The 9419-nt window shown below is 55.8% G+C and carries 10 protein-coding genes; 4 read left to right on the top strand and 6 right to left on the bottom strand.

What is annotated here, in order from left to right:
- The coding region (locus LAO76_03535; GenBank protein MBZ5489988.1) for an IS481 family transposase at window positions 1-139 on the top strand (139 nt) is incomplete at its 5' end.
- 225 nt (window positions 140-364) lie between these two features.
- Here LAO76_03535 and LAO76_03530 read toward each other — a convergent pair.
- Window positions 365-796: a hypothetical protein gene (locus LAO76_03530; GenBank protein ID MBZ5489987.1), complete on the bottom strand. Its 432-nt coding sequence runs from the start codon at window positions 794-796 to the stop codon at window positions 365-367.
- Between the two features lie 149 nt (window positions 797-945).
- Here LAO76_03530 and LAO76_03525 point away from each other — a divergent pair, with 149 nt between their 5' ends.
- Window positions 946-2133: a glycosyltransferase gene (locus LAO76_03525; GenBank protein ID MBZ5489986.1), complete on the top strand. Its 1188-nt coding sequence runs from the start codon at window positions 946-948 to the stop codon at window positions 2131-2133.
- 23 nt (window positions 2134-2156) lie between these two features.
- Here the strand turns inward: LAO76_03525 and LAO76_03520 are convergent, their stop codons facing one another.
- On the bottom strand, window positions 2157-3005 hold the full coding sequence (locus LAO76_03520) for a hypothetical protein (GenBank protein ID MBZ5489985.1): 849 nt from the start codon (window positions 3003-3005) through the stop codon (window positions 2157-2159).
- A 460-nt stretch (window positions 3006-3465) separates the two neighbouring features.
- On the opposite strand from LAO76_03520, the gene LAO76_03515 reads away from it, so the two are divergent.
- A complete protein-coding gene (locus tag LAO76_03515) occupies window positions 3466-5001 on the top strand; it encodes a hypothetical protein (GenBank protein ID MBZ5489984.1) in 1536 nt (511 codons plus the stop codon).
- An 8-nt stretch (window positions 5002-5009) separates the two neighbouring features.
- On the opposite strand, the gene LAO76_03510 is transcribed toward LAO76_03515, so the two are convergent.
- The 3 genes from LAO76_03510 to LAO76_03500 all read right to left on the bottom strand — a co-directional run bounded on the left by LAO76_03510 (window position 5010) and on the right by LAO76_03500 (window position 8126).
- Complete coding sequence (locus LAO76_03510; protein MBZ5489983.1) at window positions 5010-5498, bottom strand: DUF2721 domain-containing protein; 489 nt, start codon at window positions 5496-5498, stop codon at window positions 5010-5012.
- 96 nt (window positions 5499-5594) lie between these two features.
- The gene (locus LAO76_03505; GenBank protein ID MBZ5489982.1) at window positions 5595-6047 is read right to left on the bottom strand and encodes a DUF6496 domain-containing protein; all 453 of its coding nucleotides are present in this window, start codon (window positions 6045-6047) and stop codon (window positions 5595-5597) included.
- A 78-nt stretch (window positions 6048-6125) separates the two neighbouring features.
- On the bottom strand, window positions 6126-8126 hold the full coding sequence (locus LAO76_03500; protein ID MBZ5489981.1) for a S9 family peptidase: 2001 nt from the start codon (window positions 8124-8126) through the stop codon (window positions 6126-6128).
- A gap of 111 nt (window positions 8127-8237) precedes the next feature.
- Between LAO76_03500 and LAO76_03495 the strand changes: the two genes are divergently transcribed.
- The gene (locus LAO76_03495) at window positions 8238-8960 is read left to right on the top strand and encodes a lysophospholipid acyltransferase family protein (protein ID MBZ5489980.1); all 723 of its coding nucleotides are present in this window, start codon (window positions 8238-8240) and stop codon (window positions 8958-8960) included.
- A gap of 4 nt (window positions 8961-8964) precedes the next feature.
- Here LAO76_03495 and LAO76_03490 read toward each other — a convergent pair whose 3' ends face one another.
- Complete coding sequence (locus tag LAO76_03490; GenBank protein MBZ5489979.1) at window positions 8965-9417, bottom strand: RES family NAD+ phosphorylase; 453 nt, start codon at window positions 9415-9417, stop codon at window positions 8965-8967.
- Window positions 9418-9419: the final 2 nt, after the last annotated feature.

Below are 9419 nucleotides of genomic sequence, written 5' to 3'. Positions count from 1 at the left end.
CTCGCAACACCGTCACGAACATCTTCTTCCCTGGCTTCACCATTACAACTGGCACCGTCCTCATGGTAGCCTCAACCATGTTCCACCTATCAGCCGCTCCGGCCTCGATCGGAACAACCTCTTGAGACTCCACAGCTAGGCTCCTATGAATCTGATCCATAGTTGCCTCCGATGGCGATTCCTGACAAGTCCGAATCTACGGTCAGCAAGTTTGCAGACTCGTCTATTATTATCCTGAAATTCCTTAAGCCTAATGAAGAGTGAAAGATATATGGATTTCGTTACAGATTATTTTTGATCAGTCTGTTAATCCTGAATAACGCGGACGCCACCATCAAAGGTCGTTAACGCCCGTCCCTGATGGCTACTTTGGCTTTCCCGGCAGGTAATAGAAGCGCACCACCAGCAGCGCGCAGAGCGCCACTGACCCCATCAGCAGGTCGAAAGCCGTGACGTCGGTTGCCACCATTCTTCTGGCAATTACAAACATCACCACCTCCACGGCGGCGCTGGTGCGATGGAACAGGAGCAGGAGCCCCAACTCGCCGGCAATGGCCAGCAGAAGTATGTTCTGGAGCAATTGATGCAGCGTCTGGTAGGCGTCTGGGCTGCGCCACAACTGAGGAAAGCCATGGTGGACAATTTCGAACAGCGCGATGCACGCCGCAACCATCACCAGCACGGCCAGTATGGTCAGAAACAGATGGATGAAATTGCCTACGTGGCCGTTGACGTACTTCTCCAGCCCTGTTCCCTCCGTTGCTGCGTCTTTCATTGCCTGGCTTTCAATCGCCATGTTTTGCCTTTATCAAGTGTCCAGCAATTGTGAGTTGGTTTGTGAGTGCCGGGATGCCTCAACCGCGCAGCATTGCCTTGCTGCGCTTTTCAATCGGCACGAGCACACGGCGCGCGCAATGACGCCATGCGGGCCGTACAATATCGGAAATGCTCATTGCCGCCGGAGTTTTCAGCCTTCTCATCTGGGCCTATCTCGTGCTCGCGCGCGGCGGTTTTTGGCGCATCTATCCAGCGTCCGCCAGCCTGCTTTCGGCTGGAAATAATTCGTCCACAAATCCAGCGCAAGGAAACCCAGTAAAGATCGCTGTGATCATTCCGGCCAGAGATGAAGCTGATGTTGTCGGGCGGACTATTCGATCGCTGCTGCAACAATGCGGCCCTAACACGCTCCACATTTTTCTGGTGGATGATGCCAGCACCGACGGCACGGCGCAAGCGGCGCGCGCTGCTGCTATCGCTGAAGATCAAGCGCAAAATCTCACCGTCGTTGCCGGAAGGCCTCTTCCGCCGGGCTGGTCCGGCAAACTTTGGGCCATACAGCAGGGAATTGAACAGGCTATGAAAACTGCGCCGGATTTTTTTCTGTTTACTGACGCTGACATTGAGCACGCGCCGGATAGCGTCGACACGCTGGTTTCCATTGCCCAGGCTGGCCCATTTGACATGGCGTCATTCATGGTCAAGCTGCACTGCCAGTCTGTGGCGGAAAAACTCCTGATCCCGGCCTTCGTCTATTTTTTCTTCAAACTTTATCCGCCCGCGTGGATCTCTAATCCACGCCGTTCTGAAGCCGGAGCGGCCGGGGGATGCATTCTCATCCGTCCCGCAGCGCTGGAAAAAGCCGGCGGCATCGCGGCCATTCGGCAGGAAGTGATCGACGACTGCTCGCTCGCGGCGCGCGTCAAAGGCAATGGCGGACGACTATGGCTTGGCGCTTCCGGCGCCACGCGCAGCATTCGTCCCTATGATGGCTTTTCCGGCATCGGCCGCATGATCTCCCGTAGCGCCTTCAACCAGCTTCGCCACTCAAATCTTTTGCTGCTATTGTCGATTGTCGGAATGGCAGCCACATACCTGCTTCCGCCCGTGCTTGTCTTTGCCGCACATCGCATTACTCCTGCCGCTCTGGGCGGCGCGGCATGGCTGTTGATGGTCCTCAGTTATTGGCCGGTGCTGCGCCTTTACCGTCTCAATCCTTTGTGGGCGCTGGCTCTGCCCGTGGCGGTGGTCTTCTACGTGGGAGCTACGTTCCACTCAGCGTGGAAATATTGGAGAGGACGCGGCGGCGAATGGAAAGGCCGGATACAGGACCCTAAAGAGAGTCCGCAAACTTAGCGTTGATCGGCTGAAATTGAAACTTAAGGCAGGCTGGCGCCACATTCCTGGCCGGCAGTATTGTCAGGGGTTTCCGGCTTGTTCACTTTGATCCCAACTGCGGCAAAAATTCTTTCCTTGGCCACACTTTCATCTTCCGCGTGCGGCTGCTGGATTTTTGCCACGGCCTCTGACGAGAGCGGCGCATCCAGCAGATCGCGATGCGTAATCGTCCATATCCAGCCGAGCAGCGCAATCAGGAAGCCAACCTGCCCAACTACACTGGAGATACTCTGCAACATGCGGCCGGTATAAATGCTCACCATAAAGCGCGTGGTCCCTTGCACTGTCAGATATAGGATGAAGCCGATTGAAATCTCGGCGATGGAAGATTTCCACGTTATGCCGAACGATTTTGACTGCACCAGCAGGATCCAGAGCAGGGAAGCATCCGCCAGATAGATCGTGCGTTCAATGGTGAGCGGAACTTCAATCAGGCGGGAAAGATGGCCGGTTGGCGTCAGGACGGAAAGAGCAACCGCTCCAGAAATTCCCAGCACCGCCCAGAAACAGAAGCGGGCTACCGTGCGCCCGGGCAGGGATTCAAAGGGATCCAGCACCTTGACCAGGATCTCCAGCAAAACCAGGTTAATTAGGATCGCTTCAATGAAGTCGAAGACCGAGTAGGTGACAACGTAAAATTCGAGGCTTCCAAATTGGTAGGCGGCAACGGCGAAGATCGAAGCACTCGCCATGTAGAACAGGTAATAACTGAAGACCTTCCAGTGCTTGAAAAACTCCTTTCGTTTGATTATGGCGAAGCACGCCACCATCTGGCAAAAGATGATGGCGTACAAGAGCACCGAATCAAACGTAAGCAGCCTGGGTTTCATTCCTGTTTCTTAACTTCTTAGTCAGCGCGCGGCGGGGCCTGCGGTATTGGAAGACCGCCTGCATCGCCTACGGGAGCCGAGCCTAGCAGAATCGCAATTGCAATAATAATGTCGATCATTAGGGAACCTTCCTTGTAACCCCGAATTCACAATCTCTCGAGGATTGAGTCGACGCATAGCAAGTCCACATGGGATTAGGAAGTTCTTATCCCGTCCCATAATGGTACTCTTTACACGTCCATTACATATTATTTAAGTAATGGGCGCTCTCGGCCATATACCCTAAGGACTTGCCCTTGAGTTACTTGCCCGGTAAGGCGGGCGCAACTTCGGCCATGGCGCGCTGCAACTATAAGCTATTTTGTTTCAATAATTTGGGTGGAAATGCGGAATAAACTTCGTTTTCTATAGATTCCTAGGTGGTTCACCGATGTTACCTGTAAGGTTCTTATTGATTTTAATGGTTTTAACGCCCTTTTTGCCCGGTCAGGCTCAGCAGGTTGCCGCCAGCCAGCAGTCTTCAGACGGTCTGGGGAAAGTGGTATTTCCCAACTCGTGCTCTCCCGCGGCCCAACCGGCGCTTTTGAAAGGAATCGCGCAACTCCATTCGTTCCAATATGCTGCCGCGGAAAGCGCCTTTACTGAAGCCTCGCATTCTGATCCAAAGTGCGCCGTAGCTTACTGGGGCTTGGCCATGTCCAGCTACCGGCCTCTGTGGGATGGAGCAGACGAAAAAGCGATCAAAAAGGGCCGGCATTTCCTGGATCAAATCCAGAAAGACTGGACCATTAGCCAGCGCGAGCGCGAATACATTGACGCCATTGCAATCATCTTTAGTGACAATCGTCGTCTGGGCGATGAGCGCATTGCGGATTACAGCCGCGCCATGGCGGAGATCGCAAAACATTATCCAGACGATGGCGAAGCCCAGGCTTTTTACGCGTTGTCTCTGCTTGCGCTGCCGCATGACGACACAAAACTTCGCGAGCAGGTCATTGTCATCCTGAACAAACTCATGGCCGCGCAACCAGAGCATCCTGGCGCAGTGCACTATCTGATTCACGCGGCGGACACCGCTGAGCTTGCGCCCCAGGGATTGGAAGCAGCGCGCCGCTATGCCAGGATTGCGCCTGATTCTTCCCACGCGCTTCACATGCCTGCGCACATCTTTGTCCGGTTAGGATTGTGGCAGGAGTCGGTTGATTCCAACCTGGCCGCTGCCGCTGCCGCCGCTGAAGCTACAAGAAACCACATGGGTGAGCCGCAGTACCAGTTTCATGCCATGGACTTTCTTGATTTCTCCTACCTGCAATTGGGAGAAGAAGCCAAAGCGCAACAGGTGGTTGAAGACCTGAATAAAGTAACCGGCGCCTCACCGGGATGGATCAAGAACTTGCGCGTGATTCTAACCACACGAAATCTGCTGGAGCTGCATCGCTGGAAAGATGCTCTTGCGTTTGCTCCGCAGGGTGACGCTTTCGAATTCCAGTTGGTGTATGCGCTTCGTTCCATCGCCGCAGCCCGCACCGGCGATCCCCATGCGGCCGAGGAGAATTACAAGAATCTAAAAAGTGCTATGAAGAAACAAAAACGCGGAAGAGACACACGGTTGGAAGATTATCGCCGCCAGGAAGTTGAAGGGTGGCTAGCGTTTGCCAAAGGCGACAATAAAAAAGCCGTGAAGCTGATGCGCTCCGCCGCTGACAAGCAGGATCAGGAAGACTCCGGCGACTTTACCGTGCCCGCGCGAGAGATGCTGGCCGACCTGCTCACGGAATTGCATCAACCGGCACAGGCGCTGGGAGAATACGAAGCGGTGCTGAAAATATCACCCAATCGGTTTAACGATCTCTACGGCGCAGCCGTCGCCGCACAAATGGCCGGTGATGCCAGCAAAGCGAAAAGCTATTACAGCAAGCTGCGGGAAAACTGTCCGGCCACGGCCGATCGGCAAGAATTGCAAAAGATGAAGATGGCCGCCGCAGGCAGCAACTGACCGGCGCGCTACTTGAACCAGCTTCGCGCCAGCTCCGCTTCTTCATAAATCGATCGCAAGGCGAGACGCGTTTCATTTACCAGTAATGAACAGCCCACGGCCAAGCCCACGAAGCCGACTGTCCCCAGGACAAAGCTGATGACCACAATGGCTTCAAAAGGCCATCTGTATTTTGTGGATACTACGCTCGCGCCTAGGATTGAAACCACACTGGCCGCCGCAAAACAGCCAATAGCGCCGTAAAAGAAACTCATCGCGCGCACCAGCAGGGCGCCGCGTTTTTCCAGCCGTCCCAGATGGCTTACCCACAACGTCCGCGTGGCAGCATCAATCTCCGCGCCATGCAGGTCTTTCACCAGTGCACGCGTGCGGTCCACCACGCGCGCCAGCCGGTTGCCGGTGCCGAGTGCCAGCACGGAAGACGCATTGGTGAACACCGCTGGCGCGGCAATGAGCGTGAGAACGGCAAAAGGACTGTCTGAAACGGGCGTAAGCATCGCCTCTAGTATGCAGCCTTGACGCGATCATGGGAAGAACGCGCTGGTTCTCACCAAGCCGCGTTCCACCCATTGAGTTCTTGTCCTGTGAAATCTCTAGGCAGCCTTCCGGCTCGACTGCGTCCTGCGCGAATGCGCCGTTCTTGCTGCGGATTTCTTGCGCGTCCGCGCGGCGCTCTTTGCTTGGCGTGAGAGCGCTTTGTGAGAAGCGGCTGAACGCGGTTCACGCTTCAACGCTGCCTCGCTGCTGCGTGATCGTTTGGCAGAAACAGATTTCTTCTTGCGGCTATGGCCCCGCTTGCTGTCGCGCACCGCCGATTTGCGCGTCTTCTCTGAGACGCTGCCTTTCTTCGGCGGAGCCAGATCCACTCCAGCCCGCCGCGCCTTGGATAGGCCTATGGCAATGGCCTGCTTGGCTGACTTGGCGCCGTGTTTGCCTTCACGAACATGGTGGATCTCCTCACGCACAAACTCGCCGGCCTGTGTGCTGGGTGATTTGCCTTCGCGCTTGTCCTGCTCTGCGCGTTCCAGAGTTTCTTTCTCGGGCATCGCTTCCTCCTTTGATGATTGTGATGCCCTGCCACAAATCGCGGGATTGCTTCTGCCTGGAGCTGAGCGCAGGTTTTTCTATTTCACTTCCGCCGTCGAGCCCGGAACTTTTTCCCATGGCTCGAATCTTCCGCCCAGGCAGCCATGCAGGAACTCTTCTGTGCGGCCGTCAAAGTCCAGGTTGTTTTCCGGACGTACGAAGCCATGCCCTTCGTCTGAATAAACGACGAACGTCACTTTCCCGCCATTCTTGCGGATGGTTTCCACGATCTTCTCTGACTGTGCCAGCTTCACCCTGGGATCAAACTGCCCGTGGCCGATCAGCAGCGGCACGTGGATATCCGCGGCGTGATAAAGAGGAGAGAGCTTCTCATTCAGCGCCTTGTCAGTGGTTACATCGCCAATGCGCCGCAGCCAGCGTTTCTTCACCGGCTTCCAGTAATCTGGGATGGAATTCATGAGTGTAGCCAGATCTGCCGGGCCAACTACATCGACCCCGCAGGCATAAAGATCAGGATGCAGCGATAGCCCACGCAAAACAGAGTAGCCGCCAAATGAGCCGCCCATGATCGCGATCCGCTTGGGATCGGCAATGCCTTCTTTGATCGTCCATTTCACCGCGTCGGTCAGATCATCGTCTGTGAGTGTGCCTATCTTTTCATTGGCGGCGTTCATGTAAGGCACATTGATAATTGACGCGCGATAGTTCACCTGCAGCACTGCATAGCCGCGATTGGCCAGCATCTGTTCAAGGGGTTCAAAGCCCCATTCATCGCGCGCCCACGGGCCGCCATGGACTGAGAGCACCAGCGGAAGTCCTTTCGCTGCGTTTCCCGGCGGCAGCGTGAGATAGCTGACCAGCTTGAATCCGTCACGTGCGGGAATCGTCATGGGACGCATTTCCGCCAGCTTGTACTGCGCCAGTTGCGGCCGGTCTTGAAAAAGAAGCTGGGCTTTATGCGCCGGACGATCATACAAATAAAAGGAGGTCGGCCCATTGTCAGTGAAGTACCAGATGGCCCACTTGTTTCCGCTCATGTTCTGGCTGGAGACCAGGAAGACCCCGGGCTGCAACGCCACCAGATATTTCAGGTCGGCTGCAACCGCAGGATCAACTGCGCGCCACTCGGGTTTCATGTAGTCAAAGGCGGCGGCTTGCACGTGTTGGTCGCGCGGATCGCGCAGCAATACAAAATCGCGGGCGAAGTTCTGCCACAAATCGGCCTGCGGATCGCTGGCCAGCACGCGCAGCTCTTTGCCTGTTGCTGTGTCCAGTTCAACCAGGCGGTTCGTCGGCGAACCCTTGCTGGAACCGATAACCAGCTTCTTTCCGTCCTGCGAAAAGCCGACGATGATATTTCCACCATTCACCTGTCCCAGAAACGGCGCCTGCTCAAATGGAATCTTCAGCAGGTCTCGCCACGGCGCTTTGCCGCTGTCGCGGACGCGCACTACGGTTTCAAGATTGTCATTGAAGGCAGTCGCGGCGCGGATCACAAGATTCTGGTCGGCGGTCCAGCCGATCACGTCTCCTGGATTCTGGGCGTCCATGACCGTTGCGCCGGTCTGGAGATTCACGCGATAAATGTCAAAGACTTTCGAATCGCGCAGGTTCATGCTGACCAGCACTTCGTCAGGCCGTGAAGGTGACAGGATGATTTGCTCCGCGCGCACACCGAGGAACGGCGTCAGGTCGCGAATCGCTCTGCTGGTTAGATCGACCGAGTAAAGATGATAGTCTTCATTCCCGTTTTCGTCGGACTGATACAACACGTGGTTGTTGTCATAAGCCCACTGATAGCCGTCAATCCCGCGATGATCGGCGCGCGTGACCATGCGCTTCTTGTGCGTGGCCAGACCTTCTATCCAGACATTTGCCACGCCTTCCGGTGAGGGCGCGGTGTAGGCAATTGATTTTCCGTCCGGTGATACAGTGAGCAAATCGTGTTCGGCGGGTGCGTCGAACACCTTGCGCGGGACGAGAGGCGGTTCCTGGGCAAAGCTGCTCACAGTCCCCATCAGTAGAATCAGGAGACCGAAAGCGCTCTTGCAATACGTCGAAAGAGATTTGATCTTCATAGCGTTTCCCAGAGTATATACAGATGGGACGAGCCGACAGCCTGCCTCCTCAGATCGCACTACGTGGTTGGCCCGCCCGAACCACCGCAGAGTGGCTATACAATCACAAATGTGAGCGACGCTGCCCAGGCCGAAATCAAGCGAGAGAGCGCTGAAAGCACGCGTTCATTTTCCCTTAATGAACGGTTCAAGATATGGCTGATTTCATGGGCTGGATTTCTTTTCATCCGGGCGGTGGGCGCCACGTTGCGCTACAAGTTCTTTCCTGAGGCCGGCTGCGTTGCGGATTCGTACGGCGCCGGCCCACCTGCGATCTGGTGCTTCTGGCATCGCGCGGTGATTCCCGCGACCTATCGGTTTCGCAACAAGGGGCTGGCGGTAATGACCAGCCGCAGCTTTGACGGTGAATACATCGCGCGCATCATTCAGAAGCTGGGCTTCGCAGCGGTGCGGGGATCAAGTTCACGCGGCGCTGTGGGAGCGCTGCTTGGCATGCGCCAACAGTTGGAGCAGGGGCATGGAGTGGTGTTTACCATCGACGGGCCACGCGGTCCCAGATACGTGGCCAAACCGGGGCCGGTACTTCTGGCAAAGAAGACCGGCATTCCCATCAGCTGTTTTTATGTCGCGGTAAAGCGCGCATGGATCCTGAATTCGTGGGACCAGATGATTATCCCTAAGCCATTTTCACAAGCTGCAATATATGCCAGTGGGCCGATGTACGTGCCTGCCGACGCTACAGACGAGCAGATGACGGCTTTACATCAGCAAATGCAGGAAACGCTGGAGAGGTGCAGGCTGAGTGCGGAAAAGCATTTGGCGGATGGCAATTGATCTGCTACTGCAAGAGCCTGTGGTCCAGACCCTGCCGGGAGACAGAAGCAACCTGAATCTTGGCGGCGTCCGGATGCAGTGGGTTCAGGAGAAAGTTGCTGGTCCTGGGAACAAGGGCCGAAGGGACTTGGAGAAGCGCAGCGGAGTTACGGTCAAGCCATTGATCGCCGAGCGCACGCGTGACCTCTTGCTTCTTTGGCCAGCCTTTCGGCAACTTTGCCCAGTCCTCTAACTGCTCGATGCCAACGTCGTCCGGCACCCGAATTTCAAGAAGCTTGTAAAAACGAGGCAAGTGGCCTTCTTCAATCTCCAAGTGCACCAGGATTTCCAGCAGCGCGGATGCCGGCGTGGATGAGAGGTACACGATCCGGCGGCCTCGGGTATGCCATCGCGCTGAAGCCTTAAGGCCGCCCAGACCAGTAATGTTTGTATGGTTGCTGATCCGCCACAAGATCACTT

Source organism: Terriglobia bacterium (assembly GCA_020072645.1).
Taxonomy (GTDB): Bacteria; Acidobacteriota; Terriglobia; order Terriglobales; family Acidobacteriaceae; genus Angelobacter.
This window is presented reverse-complemented; position numbering and strand designations above follow the sequence as displayed.